Origin of the sequence: Bradyrhizobium commune (assembly GCF_015624505.1) — a bacterium.
Lineage (GTDB): Bacteria > Pseudomonadota > Alphaproteobacteria > Rhizobiales > Xanthobacteraceae > Bradyrhizobium > Bradyrhizobium commune.
In genome coordinates, this window is record NZ_CP061379.1 from 2,772,942 (window position 1) to 2,785,644 (window position 12,703).

Annotated in this window: 15 protein-coding genes; 6 read left to right on the forward strand and 9 right to left on the reverse strand. The window is 63.5% G+C overall.

Annotated features, from left to right (window positions below):
- Positions 1-4 precede the first annotated feature (4 nt).
- Positions 5-1,108 carry an alpha/beta fold hydrolase gene (locus tag IC761_RS13010; protein ID WP_195803633.1) on the reverse strand — a complete coding sequence of 368 codons (1,104 nt, stop codon included), beginning with the start codon at positions 1,106-1,108 and terminating at the stop codon, positions 5-7.
- 66 nt (positions 1,109-1,174) lie between these two features.
- Entirely contained in the window at positions 1,175-1,534 is a 360-nt protein-coding gene (locus IC761_RS13015; RefSeq protein WP_195803634.1) for a DUF427 domain-containing protein, read from the reverse strand.
- 190 nt (positions 1,535-1,724) lie between these two features.
- On the opposite strand from IC761_RS13015, the gene IC761_RS13020 reads away from it, so the two are divergent.
- The gene (locus IC761_RS13020; protein WP_008139419.1) at positions 1,725-1,961 is read left to right on the forward strand and encodes a BolA/IbaG family iron-sulfur metabolism protein; all 237 of its coding nucleotides are present in this window, start codon (positions 1,725-1,727) and stop codon (positions 1,959-1,961) included.
- Between the two features lie 24 nt (positions 1,962-1,985).
- Complete coding sequence (locus IC761_RS13025) at positions 1,986-3,179, forward strand: low temperature requirement protein A (protein ID WP_195803635.1); 1,194 nt, start codon at positions 1,986-1,988, stop codon at positions 3,177-3,179.
- A 10-nt stretch (positions 3,180-3,189) separates the two neighbouring features.
- On the opposite strand, the gene egtD is transcribed toward IC761_RS13025, so the two are convergent.
- Positions 3,190-4,164 (reverse strand): L-histidine N(alpha)-methyltransferase, encoded by a 975-nt coding sequence (gene egtD, locus IC761_RS13030; RefSeq protein ID WP_195803636.1) that lies wholly within the window; start codon positions 4,162-4,164, stop codon positions 3,190-3,192.
- A gap of 50 nt (positions 4,165-4,214) precedes the next feature.
- Positions 4,215-5,462 carry an ergothioneine biosynthesis protein EgtB gene (gene egtB, locus IC761_RS13035; protein WP_195803637.1) on the reverse strand — a complete coding sequence of 416 codons (1,248 nt, stop codon included), beginning with the start codon at positions 5,460-5,462 and terminating at the stop codon, positions 4,215-4,217.
- A 290-nt stretch (positions 5,463-5,752) separates the two neighbouring features.
- Here egtB and grxD point away from each other — a divergent pair, with 290 nt between their 5' ends.
- From grxD to IC761_RS13055, 4 genes are read left to right on the forward strand one after another with little or no spacing between them, the layout of a single operon-like run.
- Positions 5,753-6,079 carry a Grx4 family monothiol glutaredoxin gene (gene grxD, locus IC761_RS13040; protein ID WP_195803638.1) on the forward strand — a complete coding sequence of 109 codons (327 nt, stop codon included), beginning with the start codon at positions 5,753-5,755 and terminating at the stop codon, positions 6,077-6,079.
- Positions 6,080-6,082: 3 nt separating this feature from the next.
- A complete protein-coding gene (locus IC761_RS13045; RefSeq protein ID WP_195803639.1) occupies positions 6,083-6,634 on the forward strand; it encodes an O-acetyl-ADP-ribose deacetylase in 552 nt (183 codons plus the stop codon).
- 45 nt (positions 6,635-6,679) lie between these two features.
- On the forward strand, positions 6,680-7,966 hold the full coding sequence (locus IC761_RS13050; RefSeq protein WP_195803640.1) for a serine hydrolase domain-containing protein: 1,287 nt from the start codon (positions 6,680-6,682) through the stop codon (positions 7,964-7,966).
- A 1-nt stretch (position 7,967) separates the two neighbouring features.
- Complete coding sequence (locus IC761_RS13055; protein ID WP_195803641.1) at positions 7,968-9,230, forward strand: serine hydrolase domain-containing protein; 1,263 nt, start codon at positions 7,968-7,970, stop codon at positions 9,228-9,230.
- Here IC761_RS13055 and IC761_RS13060 read toward each other — a convergent pair whose 3' ends face one another.
- From IC761_RS13060 to IC761_RS13080, 5 genes are all read right to left on the reverse strand, one after another.
- Positions 9,231-10,298: a threonine aldolase family protein gene (locus IC761_RS13060; protein WP_195803642.1), complete on the reverse strand. Its 1,068-nt coding sequence runs from the start codon at positions 10,296-10,298 to the stop codon at positions 9,231-9,233. It lies immediately after the preceding gene.
- A gap of 36 nt (positions 10,299-10,334) precedes the next feature.
- Entirely contained in the window at positions 10,335-10,529 is a 195-nt protein-coding gene (locus IC761_RS35840) for a type II toxin-antitoxin system RelE/ParE family toxin (protein ID WP_246791508.1), read from the reverse strand.
- Between the two features lie 87 nt (positions 10,530-10,616).
- Positions 10,617-10,844 (reverse strand): hypothetical protein, encoded by a 228-nt coding sequence (locus tag IC761_RS13070; protein ID WP_195803643.1) that lies wholly within the window; start codon positions 10,842-10,844, stop codon positions 10,617-10,619.
- Between the two features lie 114 nt (positions 10,845-10,958).
- Positions 10,959-11,576 (reverse strand): 30S ribosomal protein S4, encoded by a 618-nt coding sequence (gene rpsD, locus IC761_RS13075; RefSeq protein WP_195803644.1) that lies wholly within the window; start codon positions 11,574-11,576, stop codon positions 10,959-10,961.
- 199 nt (positions 11,577-11,775) lie between these two features.
- Positions 11,776-12,543 (reverse strand): acyltransferase, encoded by a 768-nt coding sequence (locus IC761_RS13080; RefSeq protein WP_195803645.1) that lies wholly within the window; start codon positions 12,541-12,543, stop codon positions 11,776-11,778.
- Positions 12,544-12,703: the final 160 nt, after the last annotated feature.

Sequence of the window (12,703 nt, forward strand, 5' to 3'; positions counted from 1 at the left end):
CCGCTCAATCTTGCGCGAACGGTCGCACGCGGGTGACCAGCTCTGCCAAAAACTGGTCGGGGCGATCGAACGGAATGAAATGGCTCCCGCCACGCACCCAGACAAATTCCTTATGCGGGGCCGTGATCTGATTGAAGAGTTGTTCGGCCGGCCCACCTGGTGTGTTGTAGTCTGCATCGCCCTCGATGAAGATCACCGGGATCGGAAACGCGAGTCCCAACGAGGCGACGTCACGCTTGAACATGGGGCCCTCTCGTCCGCGCAGAAATTTTGCGGAGAAGGCCATGCCCTTGCGCCAATTGTACCAGTCCAGCAGCGAGAAATCCGGCATGAACGGGGGCGGGATGGGACCCGCCAACTGGACGCTCTCGATGGAGGGGAGCCGCAGCGCCTTGCTCCATTTGTCGGCAACCAGGCGATTTTGTGGATTAATCAGAGGTCGCGCGATGATCGGCGCCAATTCCGCCAGGGCCTCGCTGTTGCCGGCGGACTGCGCCAAATCTTGCAGATGCGCGATCGTGATCTCGAATTGCTTCTCGAACGTCACCCTGCCGACCACTTGTCCCGTGCCGACATAGGCAGCGAACAGATCAGGGCGCTGCTTGACGATGTGAATGCCCAGGAACGAGCCCCAGGAATGCCCGACCAGGATGATCCTGTCCTTGTGCAGATGCGTTCGCAGATACTCGGCGAGCTCCACGCCATCCTGCGTCATTCGCTCCAGCGTCATGGTTGGCGCAAGCGCGTCTCCGGCGGCGCCATAGGTGCGGCCAGCGCCGCGCTGATCCCATTGCACGACGGTGAAATGCTTTTCCCAGGGGCGCCAACCCGACGAGATCGGCAAGGTTGAGCCTCCCGGTCCGCCATGGACGAACAGGAGGACGGGGTTATCCCGATCCTCGCCGCGAATTTGAATCCATTGCTTGATGCCGCCAATGTCGACGAACTCTCCCTCCTGCACGCCATTCGGCGAGCGGATCGCGAGAGTTTCCGCAGCAAGATGCTCGCGATAGGCGCGAAAACCCAGTCCGGCAGTGGCCACCACAATGAGCACGCCGGCCAATCCCAGCAACGAGACCCCAATCAGTCTTGCGGCCTTGCGCGGCATCTTGTGCCTTGTGTCGACTGAGAGAGGCGATCCGTGATCACCCCGCATCACAGCTGCGCCGTGAGCCTACCCCACTTCCTCGATCTTCACCTTGTCCGGATAGAAGGCGAGGTGGCCCGAAATCTCCGTCATCGCCGGGAACGGCGTCTCGTAGGTCCAGATCGCGTTGTCGAGCGTCTTTCCGTCAGCCTTGATGCTGAAATAGCTGGCGTCGCCCTTGTAAGGGCAGTGCGTGGTGCGCTCGGTCCGCTCGAGCAGCGCCATGTTGGCGTCCTCCCGTGGCAGATATTGCACCGCCGGATATTTGGCCTCCTTCAGCGTCAGCGCCTTGGTGCTCTCCGCGATCACGATATCGCCCGCCGTCACGCGGACGCGCCGGGGGTTTTGGGTGATGGTGATGGGGTGGTCGGGGCCGGGAAGCTTCATGATTCACGCCTTTTCGATCAATCTGCCGTGCGCGGCACTTTGTCGTGCCTTTATCCTGCTGGAAGCGGGGATATAGTGGGTCGGTACGTGACCTAGAAGACCGTTCACGCTAAGTTTGGCCATGCCGGCAAGTTTGGCTTTACCGATCGGGACCCCGGCGACGATTCGACGAGACAGGAGCGAGACCCGAATGCCCATGGACGCCCACGATATCGAGGCGATGATCAAGGCAGCGATCCCCGATGCCGAGGTGACGATCCGTGACCTCGCCGGCGATGGCGACCACTATGCCGCGACCGTGATCTCGGAATCCTTCCGCGGCAAGTCCCGCGTCCAGCAGCACCAGATCGTCTATCAGTCGCTGCAAGGACAGATGGGCGGCGTGCTGCATGCGCTGGCGCTGCAAACCGGGGTGCCGGGCACCTGAGCTGATCGCGCGACGGGGACGACGATGGCGGCGGACAACCCGCGCGGCGCGATGTTTCGCGTCATCACGCCGAACCAGCACAGCCGTGTCACCAATGCCGAGCTGTTTTTCGACCTCGTCTTCGTCTTCGCCGTCACCCAGGTCTCGCACACGCTGCTGCACCATTTCACGCCGCTCGGGGCGGTGCACGTCACCGTGTTGTTTCTCGCGGTGTGGTGGGTGTGGGTCTACACCGCCTGGGTCACCAACTGGCTTGATCCTGAGCTGACGCCGGTCCGCATCCTGATCTTCCTGATGATGCTGGGCGGCCTCGTGCTGTCGACGACGATCCCGACCGCCTTTGAGGGGCGGGGCCTCTGGTTCGCCATTGCGTATGCGACGATGCAGGTCGGGCGCACCGCGTTCTGGCTGTTCGCAACTCCGCGCCATCGCAGCCTGGTGCGGCACAACGCGATCCGCATCCTGGTCTGGCTCTCTGCCTCCGCCATCTTCTGGATTCTCGGTGGCCTCGCCGATGACGAGGCGCGGCTGTGGTTCTGGATCGCGGCGCTGACGATCGAATACATCTCGCCGGCAGTTCGCTTCTGGGTTCCCAAGCTCGGGTTCTCGTCGGTCGAGGCCTGGGCCGTCGAAGGCGGCCACATGGCCGAGCGCTGCGCCGGCTTCATCATCATCGCGCTCGGCGAGGCCGTCGTCGTCAACGGCGCAACCTTCGCCGAGCTGGACTGGACCGCGGACAACATCCTGGCCTTCGTCTCGGCGCTGGTCGGCAGCGTTGCGATGTGGTGGATCTATTTCCACAAGGGCGCGGAGGCCGGCTCCGATTGGATCTCGAAGTCCGCCGAATCCGGCCGCCTGGCGCGGCTCGCCTACACCTACCTGCACATGCCGATCGTCGCCGGCATCATCCTGACCGCGGTGTCAGACGAGCTGGTGCTAAAGCACCCGACGGGTCATTCTGACGTCAGGACCATCGTCAGCACGATCGGCGGTCCGCTGGTGTTCCTGGTCGGCACCATCCTGTTCAAGCACTCGATCCGCGGCTTTCTCCAGCTCTCGCACGGCATCGGCATCATTCTGCTGCTGGCGCTGTGGTGGTTCGCCGCCGATCTTTCGCCCTTATGGCTGTCGGCCGCGACGAGCGCGATCATGATCGTGGTCGCGGTATGGGAATCGCTGTCGCTGGGGGCGAAGCCGGAAGAGGCCGAGGAGCACTAGGGCGCCGGAGCTATGACTCCGCCGCCTCCAGCGCATGCACCGAGAACATCTTGGCCGCATCGGTCCAGCTCTCGCGCACCCGCCAGCCGGCGCCTTGCGCCAGCGCTGCAAAGCGCTCGAGGCTGTATTTGTAGCTGTTCTCGGTGTGAATGCTTTCGCCCGGCCGGAACGAGAAGCTGGTGCCGAGCAGTCGCACGGTCTGGCTTTTCCGACTGATCAGATGCATCTCGATGCGATGGCGCGCGTGATTGTAGATCGCACGATGGGTGAAGGCGGAGAGATCGAAATTGCCGCCGAGCTCGCGATTGATCCGCACCAGCACATTGAGGTTGAAGCGGGCGGTGACGCCGGCCGCATCGTTATAGGCGGCATGGAGCAGGCGCTCTTCCTTCTCGAGGTCGGCGCCGATGATCATCTGCGCGCCGGCGCCCAGAATCTGGCGCGCGCTCTTCAGGAAGGCCTGCGCTTCATGCGGCTCGAAATTGCCGATGGTCGAGCCGGGGAAGAAGCCGACCTTGGGCATCGATGCGACCGCCTTGGGCAGCTCGAACGGCGTGGTGAAATCGGCGGCCACCGGATAGATGCCAAGCGAGGGGAAATCCCGCTTGAGCCCGTTGGCCTGCGCCTTCAGGAAGTCGCCGGAGATGTCGACCGGCACGTAGGCCGCGAACTTGCACTGGTTCAGCAGCAGACGGACCTTTGTGGTCGCGCCGGCGCCGAATTCGACCAGTGCGGCGTGCTCCGGAATGATCTTTGCGATCTCGCTGCCGCGCTCCCTCAGGATCGATAGCTCCGTGCGCGTCGGATAGTACTCCGGCAGGCGCGTGATGGCCTCGAACAGCTCTGATCCCGTCGCGTCATAAAAATATTTCGGCGACAGCTTTTTCGGCTGCTGCGACAGGTCCTCGATGGCCTCGCGGGCGAAGGCAGTGGTCTGCTCGTCGGGAAGATGCGCTTCGGCCAAAGCGCTGGCGTGCACATTCATGATACTCTCCTGAACGCGCTGTCCGGCGCGCATTTGTCGTCGGATAAGGATTACTCGTAGTCGGCGAGCCGCAGCCCCGTGAATTGCCAGCGGTGGTGCGGGTAGAAGAAGTTGCGATATGTGACACGGCTGTGACCGGAGGGTGTCGCCACTGAAGAGCCGCGCAGCACCAGCTGGTTAACCATGAACTTGCCGTTGTATTCGCCAAGCGCGCCTTCGATCGCGCGGTAGCCGGGGTAGGGCGAGTACGAGGAACGGGTCCACTGCCAGACGATGCCGAAGGCATCGTTGAGCTGGCCGGCGCGGGCGGCGACCTCCCATTCCGTCTCGGTCGGCAGATGCTTTCCGGCCCAGCGCGCGAACGCGTCGGCCTCATAGTAGCCGACGTGGCAGACCGGCGCCTCGGGATCGACCGGCTTGACGCCGGCGAGCGTCATCACATGCCATTGGCCATCGATCTCGCGCCAATGGCCAGGGGCCTGCCAGTCTTCCTTGCTGGCGGCGGCAAAGCCGTCCATCAGCCACAGCGTTGCGGTCCGATAGCCGCCGTCGCGCATGAAGGCGAGCCATTCGCGATTGGTGACGAGGTTGCGCGCGATCTTGACGGGGCCGACAAGGGCGCGATGTGCAGGCTTCTCGTTGTCGAAATGAAAGCTGTCGTCGACATGGCCGACGGTATGGATGCCTTCGTTCAGCGCCAGCCAGTCCTGGCCCGTGCCTGTCGCGGCCGGGAAGCGCCAGTCCGGATCATAGGCCGGATAGACCGGGTTCTGCGCGAAGGCGTGCAGGATGTCGGTGAACATCAATTCCTGATGTTGCTGCTCGTGGTTCAGCCCGACCTCGACCAGCGGCGCGATCGCGCGAAGCTTGTCCGCACCGGCCTCGCGGAAGAACTTCACGACGGCCGCATCGACATAGCTGCGATAGTTGCCGACCTCGTTGGCGCTCGGACGGGTGATGTCGCCGCGGTGATTGCGGGCATGGCGCGGGCCGGCGCTGACGTAATAGGAGTTGAACAGGAATGCGAAATCCGGGTGGAAGGGCCGGTAACCACGGGCGTGCTCGCCGAGCAAGAACTGCTCCCAGAACCAGGTAGTATGCGCCCGGTGCCATTTCGCCGGGCTCGCATCCGGCATGGACTGGATCTGCTGGTCCTCAGGCGACAGGGGCGCCGCTCGGCGTTCGGTCTCGTTACGGACGGCGAGATAGGCGTCCTCCAGCCGCTGGGCGAGGCTGCCCGGGTCGGAGGACGGTGACGAAAGCGGGGGGGCGGCCGTGGCGGAGGCTGGTTTCGTCACGTTTTTCTCCAGACAGGACAAGAGAACGTTTGTTGGCTTCGCCCGGTTCCAAAACCAAGGTTCGTCCTAGATAGGGGCTCCGTTACGGTATGAAAGTCCTCCCCGGCGATGATATTCGTGTCATCATGCAATAGCCGGCGCCGTCCGGACCGGCTGCCGCGGAGCCGTTCGCCGCCATTTTACTTTGGATGCACAATAGTTTGGGCTACATATATAGGCAGGTATCGGGTTAGATCGGCTGAGCCGGCCCGGAATGATCGTTAAGGGCGCTGCCCCAGAAGGACACGGATATGAGCATCGCGGAATTTATCGCCAACGAAGTGAAGTCGAACGACGTGGTTCTGTTCATGAAGGGAACGCCGCAATTTCCGCAGTGCGGTTTCTCCGGCCAGGTCGTCCAGATCCTCGACCACATCGGCGTCGGCTATAAGGGCCTCAACGTCCTCGAATCCGCCGAGCTCCGCAACGGGATCAAGGAATATTCGAACTGGCCGACCATCCCGCAGCTCTATGTGAAGGGCGAGTTCATCGGCGGCTGCGACATCGTCCGTGAGATGTTCCAGGCCGGCGAGTTGCAGCAGCTCTTGTCCGAGAAGGGCGTCGCTGTCGCGGCCTGACGCATGACCGCGCTGACGCGCCGGATCGGCGGCGTCCAGCTCGAAGTCATCGTTGCTGACATCACCACGTTGAGCGTTGACGCCGTCGTCAATGCTGCGAATTCGTCTCTTCTTGGTGGAGGCGGCGTCGATGGCGCGATCCACGACGCTGCCGGTCCCAAGCTCCTCGCCGAATGTCAGACGCTCGGGGGATGCCCGACCGGCGATGCCAGGATCACGAAGGGCTACCTTCTGCCCGCCCGGCATGTGATCCACGCGGTCGGTCCCGTGTGGCACGGCGGCACCTGCGGCGAAGCGGAGGCGCTGCGTTCCTGCTATCGCCGGGCCCTTGAGCTCTGTCAGGACAATCAGCTGAACTCGCTGGCGTTCTCCGCGATCTCGACCGGCGTGTACCGTTTCCCGGCCGCCCAGGCCGCGAAAATTGCAGTCGGCGCCGCTATCGAATCCCTTCCGGCTGCGCCGTCCGTCACCCAAGTCATATTTTGCTGTTTCTCGGAGACGAGCGCGGCTCTCCACACGGACGCTTTGGCGCGGCACGGCAGCCCTTGTGCCTGATGACGCGGTCAGTACACTCCGCCCGGCCTGTTCCGGGGAGGGGATATGATGTTGCATTCAGGACTTCGCTCGTTATTCGGTGGCGCGCTGGTGTCGGTCGGCGCGATCTCGCTCGCGCAGGCAGAGGGCACCTACGAGATCCCAGCCGGCGCGCATTTCAACCAGGACAAGCTCGCCAAGGTCAGCGAGTTCTTCAGGAACGAGGTCGCGACCGGCAAGATCGCAGGCGCCATGGTGCTGATCCAGCAGCACGGCAAGCCGGTCTATAAGGAGTCGTTCGGCGTACAGGACGTGGTGAGCAAAGCGCCGCTCACCGACAAGACTATCTTCCGCCTGTTCTCGATGACAAAGGCGATCACCTCGGTGGCCGCGATGCAAATGGTCGAGGACGGCAAGATCAAGCTCGACGATCCCGTCTCCAAATACATCCCGTCCTTCGCCAATGTGAAGGTCGGCGTCGAGAAGAAGGCAGACGACGGCACCAAGTCGTTCGAGCTGGTGCCACCGAACCGGCCGATGACGGTGCACGATCTGATGACGCATACGTCCGGAGTGACCTACGGCTTCTACGGCGACAGCCAGGTTCGGCAGGCCTATCGCGCCGCCAACATCTATGCCGGCGATTTCGATCTCGCCGAGTTCGCCGAGCGCATCGCCAAATTGCCGCTGCACAATCAGCCGGGCGCGCTCTGGCAATACGGCCATTCCACCGACATCCTCGCGCGCGTGATGGAAGTCGCGGCCGGCAAGTCGCTGCTTGAGATCGAGCAGGAGAAGCTGCTCAACCCGCTCGGCATGGTCGATACCGGCTTCTTCGTCACCGATCCTGAGAAGCAGAAGCTGCTGGCGCAACCCGTGCCGAACGACAGCGATTTCCGCGTCGGCCGGATCAACGATCCGACGGTGGTGAAGAAGTGGCAATCGGCCTCCGGCGGCATGGTCTCGACCATGGCCGACTACGCGCGCTTTGCGCAGATGCTGCTCAATGGCGGCAGCCTCGACGGCAAGACCATCCTCAAGCCCGAGACGTTCAAGCTGATGGCGACCGACCAGATCGGTCCGAAGTCGGGCGTCGATCGCGACTATTTTTACTTCCCCGGCGACGGCTTCGGCTTCGGCCTCGGGCTCGCAGTCCGCACCGATCCCGGCAATGCAAAACCGCCGCCGCCGGGCGATCTCGGCGAATTGAAATGGGACGGCGCCTCGGGCTGCTATTTCGTGATCGATCCGAAGCAGGACATGTTCTTCGTCCTCCTGGAGCAGACCCCGACAGAACGGCAGCGTGTGCAGCGGACGTTGAAGCAGCTGGTCTATGAATCCATGGAGAATTGACATGTGTGGGCGCCGCGCGCTGCTCGCGGCACTCGCCCTGCTGTTCGGCGCCATCGGTGCACAGGCAGGCTCCGAGGGCCGCGCGCACAGCTTTACGCCCGAGGGACTTGCAAAAGTCTCCGACTACATCAGGAACGAGATCGTGACCGGCAAGTTTCCGGGCGCGATCCTGCTGCTCCAGCAGCACGGCAAGCCGGTCTATTACGAGAATTTCGGCGTCCGCGACGTCGCGACCGAAATATCGATGAGCGCGGATACCATCTTCCGGCTCTATTCGATGTCGAAGCCGGTCACGTCAGTCATGGCGATGATGCTGGTCGAGGAGGGCAAGCTCGCACTCAAGGATCCCGTCGCTAAGTACATTCCGGCCTTTGCCGACATGAAGGTCGGCGTCGAGAAGAAGGCCGAGGACGGCAGGGTGACGCTGGCGCTGGAGCCGCTCAACCGTCCGGTGACGATCGAGGACCTGATGCGCCATACCGCCGGGCTGCCCTACGGCTACTATGGCGGCGGCCCGGTGAACAAGCTCTATGCCGACGCCGGACTTTTCGACAACAAGGATTCGACCAATGCCGAGCTCGTCGCGAAGATCACCGCGCTGCCGCTCGCCGAACAGCCCGGCACGATCTGGGACTACGGCCACTCCACCGATGTGCTCGGCCGCATCATCGAGCTGATATCGGGGAAATCGCTGTTCCAGTTCGAAAAGGAGCGGCTGCTCGATCCACTCGGGATGAAGGAAACTGCTTTCTATGTCGCCGATTCCGCCAAGTGGCCGCGCATCGCCGAGCCGATGCCGGAGGACCGCGCGATCAGCCCGATGACACGGGTCCGCGATCCCCGGAAACCGCTGAAGTGGGAGTCGGGTGGCGGCGGCCTGGTCGGCACCATCGGCGACTATGCGCGCTTCTCGCAGATGCTGCTGAACGGCGGCACCTTCGAAGGCCGACGCTACCTCAAGCCGGAAACCATCGCCTTGATGGCGTCGGATCACGTCGGTCCCGAAACGCATATTGTGCGCGACGGAAACTTTTACCCGGGCGGCAACTCGGGCTACGGCCTCGGCTTTGCCGTGCGCACGTCGGTGCCGGCGGGTACGTCCTGGCCGCTCGGCGAATATCGCTGGGACGGCGTCGGCGGCACCTTCTTCTTCATCGATCCCGAAGACGATCTGTTCGGGATCTTCATGGTGCAGACGCCCTCGCAGCGCGGGCGGATCCAACTCGCGTTGAAGACGCTGATCTACCAGGCGATGGGGCGGTAGCTACGCTCCTCTCACGATCTCGCGCACAAACCCGATCGTTTCCTCAACTTGGGCCGCGTCGACGTCGAGATGGGTGCAGGCGCGGATGCGGCCGTCCATCATCGCGAGTGTCACGCCGCGCTGGCGGAGTGCGGCGACCATCTTGTCGCCGGGCACGCCGGCGCCGTCGGGCTTGAAGAACACGAGATTGGTCTCGGGCTCCTGCACCTCGATGCCTGCGATCTGCGACAGCCCGCGCGCGAGCGCCCGGGCATTAGCATGGTCGTCGGCGAGGCGATCGACGTGGTGGTCGAGCGCATAGAGGCAGGCGGCAGCACAGACGCCAGCCTGCCGCATCGAGCCGCCGAGGCGCTGCTTCCATTGCCAGACCGCATCGATGAACGCGCGCGAGCCCGCGAGTACGCCGCCGATCGGCGCGCCGAGACCTTTCGAGAAATCGATCCAGGCTGAGTCCCATCCCGCCGTCATGTCGCTTGGGGAGATGCCGCTCGCGACGGTGGCATTGAGCAGGCGTGCGCCGTCCATGTGGGTGACGAGGCCATGCTGCTTGGCGATCGCGACGATCTCGTCGAGCGCCGCCTTCTTCCAGATCGTGCCGCCGCCGATATTGGCGGTCTGCTCGACGCTGACGACGGTCTGCGTCGGCTGATAGCGCGTGCGCGGATGCAGCGCCTTGCGAAAGGTCTCCGGCGTGAACTGGCCGTCGGCGCCCTTGAGCTGCGTCACCTGGAAGCCGCCGATCGCGGCATGCGCGCCGCCTTCGCGGGCGATGATGTGCGCCGTCTCATGGGCAAGGATCTCGTCGCCGGGCCGGCAATGCACCAGCGTCGCGGTGACGTTGCACATCGTGCCTGACGGCATGTACACCGCCGCTTCCTTGCCGAGCAGCGCGGCGACGCGCTCGCACAGCGCATTCACGGTCGGATCGTCGCCGACCTGCTCGTCGCCGACTTCCGCGCGCGCCATCGCCTCGCGCATCGCGGCCGTCGGCTTGGTCTGCGTATCCGACAGCAGATTGATACGCACCGGCGGCGCCTTGGGATCGACGGGGGGAGGGGTGTAGAGCATCAACTTGCTCCCTGAGGGAATTGCATTCACTCGCGGTCAGCGAGTTCTGGGTGGACGCCGAGCGGCGTGGCGAAACCGCATGATAACGATTTTTCTCTCGGTCACACGATAATCGATCAGATAGGGATAAGGGTTGACCGGCAAGCGACGGACGTATGCACGAGTGGTCTGCCGCCCTGCATAAGGGTGATCCTGGATCAGCGCGATGAGCGCGACAATGCGGTCGCGCACGTGATTGGCTCCTTGGGGGCGAGCGCGCATCGATGTAGGTCAGAACGTCGTCGATCTGCGCGAGTGCCCGCTTCGTGCAATGGACTTTCACAGCCCGTGCTTGGCCCACATCGCGCGGACTTCGTCGGCGCTGGCCAGCTCGCCGCGGGCGATTTCAGCTTCGGCCTCGGCGAGATCGGCCTCTTCCGCCTCCGTTAGCTGGATCGGTGGCTGATCGACCCCGGCAAGCTCAAGCAGGGTCCGAGCCAATTCGTCCTGCTCCGAATCGGGCAGGCCCGAAATCTTACTGAAAGCCTCTTCCAGAAGACGAGTCATGCTCAACTCCGCAATGTGCGATCTTAGCACAGATGGGCCGAGACATGGGAATGGCCGGCTCAAACAAAAAAGGCCCCGGAAACCGGGGCCTTTGATTCTTGATCTGCCGAACTATCAGCGCGAATAGAATTCGACGACCAGGTGCGGCTCCATCTGCACCGGGAACGGCACGTCGGTGAGGCCGGGAATGCGCGCATACTTCGCGGTCATCTTGCCGTGGTCGACTTCGAGATAGTCGGGAATGTCGCGCTCGGGAAGCTGGCTCGCCTCGAGGACATGTGCGAGTTGCTTGGAGGCTTCCTTGACTTCGATCACGTCGCCGACCTTGAGCTGGTAGCTCGAGATGTTGACCTTGCGGCCGTTCACCTTGATGTGGCCGTGGTTGATGAACTGGCGGGCGGCGAAAATCGTGGAAACGAACTTGGCGCGGTACACGACCGCGTCGAGACGACGCTCCAGCAGGCCGATCAGGTTCTCGCCGGTGTCACCCTTGAGGCGGCTCGCCTCGACATAGATGCCGTGGAACTGGCGCTCGCTGATGTTGGCGTAGTAGCCCTTCAGCTTCTGCTTGGCGCGCAGCTGCACGCCGAAGTCGGAGAGCTTGCCCTTGCGGCGCTGGCCGTGCTGGCCGGGGCCGTATTCCCGGCGGTTCACGGGGCTCTTCGGGCGGCCCCAGATGTTCTGGCCCATACGGCGATCGATCTTGTACTTCGCCTCACTGCGCTTAGTCATCGCGTCCTCTTCGGTTGCATGGTTTGAGGAAACGCGCCCTCCTGTGTGACGGGATGATCCCGGCACCGACAGGTCCGATCCCCAAAGCTTAAGGGAGTGGACCACGGGTCGCGAAACGCTTCGCGGGCCGAAATCGGCCCGCGAGCAGGCGGCTTTTAGGGGAGTTTGGGCCGCTCTGTCAATGCGAATGGCCGCGAAATCAGGTTCCGACGGCCCGGATCGGCTTCGCCCCGGCCGTCCGTAATTCGGCAGCGATTTCAGTGTTCAGGACCTGTTCCAGCCGGGTCAGGACCCGGGCGATGGGGGCAGCGTCAGTGACCCGATGGTCCCAGCGGATCACGACATGGATGGTCTGGTCGGGCTCGACCACCCCGTAGCTGACGATGAATGGACCCGGCGTGATCGGATGGAGCTCACCGCCGCCATAGGCGGCCACCGAGCTCACCGCGAAGCTGCCGAACCAGTTGCCGCGCTGGCGGCCAAAATTCAGCCCGACTGCCCAGCATAGCCGCCGCAACGGCAGCGGGAGGCGGGTTGCCCGCATAACCTTGCGGAACATGGGAACGTCTTCGACCGCGGCCGTCTTGGCGCGTCGGATCTCGGCATCGACCGCAGCCAGTGTCATGGCCTCGGGGGCCGCGATCCGCTGCGGCATCACGCATTCCTCGCCGTCCTCGACCCGGGCGATCGCCACTGACGCCACGCTATTGGGCAGCTCATACAGCGTCGGCCAGGGCCATTTGGCATAGACGGTGCGCAGGATCGGCTCGTCCCTGGCGATCAGGGCGAAGGCCTTGACGAACATCGCTGCCCAGCCGGCAGGCGCCATCGCGCCCGCGCGGGTCTCGAGCAGGGGACGGATATCGAGCGAACGGGAAAGCGACACGAAGGGCACGCCCATCGAGGCGCGCATGAGGTCGATAATCAGGCGGCGCGGCAGCGAAATGTTCTTGGGTTGACCGCGCATCGTTCTCCGGTTCCGGCGGGACTGAAAATGTCGGGCGGCGAGCTGGGTCCGCTCGCCGCGTGCTCTAGCACGAACCAACCCGGTTGGGGCCGGTCGGTTCGCCGTTTCAGGGCGCTGGCGAAGCCAGCGGCTTGGTCTTGATGAAAATAAGAATATCAAT

Coding starts and splice junctions, on each gene's coding strand:
- IC761_RS13010 (WP_195803633.1), bottom strand. CDS start 1,108: ATGCCGCGCAAGGCCGCAAGACTGATTGGGGTCTCGTTGCTGGGATTG.
- IC761_RS13015 (WP_195803634.1), bottom strand. CDS start 1,534: ATGAAGCTTCCCGGCCCCGACCACCCCATCACCATCACCCAAAACCCC.
- IC761_RS13020 (WP_008139419.1), top strand. CDS start 1,725: ATGCCCATGGACGCCCACGATATCGAGGCGATGATCAAGGCAGCGATC.
- IC761_RS13025 (WP_195803635.1), top strand. CDS start 1,986: ATGGCGGCGGACAACCCGCGCGGCGCGATGTTTCGCGTCATCACGCCG.
- egtD (WP_195803636.1), bottom strand. CDS start 4,164: ATGAATGTGCACGCCAGCGCTTTGGCCGAAGCGCATCTTCCCGACGAG.
- grxD (WP_195803638.1), top strand. CDS start 5,753: ATGAGCATCGCGGAATTTATCGCCAACGAAGTGAAGTCGAACGACGTG.
- IC761_RS13045 (WP_195803639.1), top strand. CDS start 6,083: ATGACCGCGCTGACGCGCCGGATCGGCGGCGTCCAGCTCGAAGTCATC.
- IC761_RS13050 (WP_195803640.1), top strand. CDS start 6,680: ATGATGTTGCATTCAGGACTTCGCTCGTTATTCGGTGGCGCGCTGGTG.
- IC761_RS13055 (WP_195803641.1), top strand. CDS start 7,968: ATGTGTGGGCGCCGCGCGCTGCTCGCGGCACTCGCCCTGCTGTTCGGC.
- IC761_RS13060 (WP_195803642.1), bottom strand. CDS start 10,298: ATGCTCTACACCCCTCCCCCCGTCGATCCCAAGGCGCCGCCGGTGCGT.
- IC761_RS13070 (WP_195803643.1), bottom strand. CDS start 10,844: ATGACTCGTCTTCTGGAAGAGGCTTTCAGTAAGATTTCGGGCCTGCCC.
- rpsD (WP_195803644.1), bottom strand. CDS start 11,576: ATGACTAAGCGCAGTGAGGCGAAGTACAAGATCGATCGCCGTATGGGC.
- IC761_RS13080 (WP_195803645.1), bottom strand. CDS start 12,543: ATGCGCGGTCAACCCAAGAACATTTCGCTGCCGCGCCGCCTGATTATC.